Origin of the sequence: Mesorhizobium argentiipisi (SeqCode), assembly GCF_037179585.1 — a bacterium.
GTDB classification, from domain to species: Bacteria; Pseudomonadota; Alphaproteobacteria; order Rhizobiales; family Rhizobiaceae; genus Mesorhizobium; species Mesorhizobium argentiipisi.
Genome location: NZ_JAPYKO010000124.1, coordinates 1 through 430, shown reverse-complemented (window position 1 = coordinate 430; position 430 = coordinate 1). Strand labels below are relative to the sequence as shown.

General features: G+C 64.4%; 1 protein-coding gene. It reads left to right on the top strand.

Translation table 11 applies throughout. From position 1 onward, the window contains the following. Positions 1-53: 53 nt before the first annotated feature. The gene (locus tag O7A05_RS34225; RefSeq protein ID WP_337097820.1) at positions 54-374 is read left to right on the top strand and encodes a hypothetical protein; all 321 of its coding nucleotides are present in this window, start codon (positions 54-56) and stop codon (positions 372-374) included. Positions 375-430: the final 56 nt, after the last annotated feature.

Here is a 430-nt window from a genome sequence, read left to right as displayed (position 1 = left end):
GTTAAGACTTGATGCAAATATTGGCGGTCGGTCACGACCGCGGGGGACCTCAGATGATTTCGACCTGGAGCGAATGGAAGCGCTATCCCCGTCCCGGACGGGGCGACAATCTCGAGGCGCCGATTTCGCTCGGCATCTACGAGGTCCGGATCGCCGGCACCGGCGCGCTCTATTCGTTCGGCGCCGTCGACAATCTGGCACAGGCGCTGGCGCTGCTGCCGGTCGGCTCGAAATCCTGGTTCGGCCGCCGCGACACCTCCGACGTTCCCGATCTCGAATACCGGACGTGCGCGACGTCCTCGAAGGCCGACGACAAGGCTGCCGCCGAGCGCATGATCGGCCGGCGCGAGACCTATATGAGTGGCGCGGCATAACCGCGCCGTTGCCACTTTAACTCCCAGCAGATGTGCGTTGCGGGACGGTGCATTGC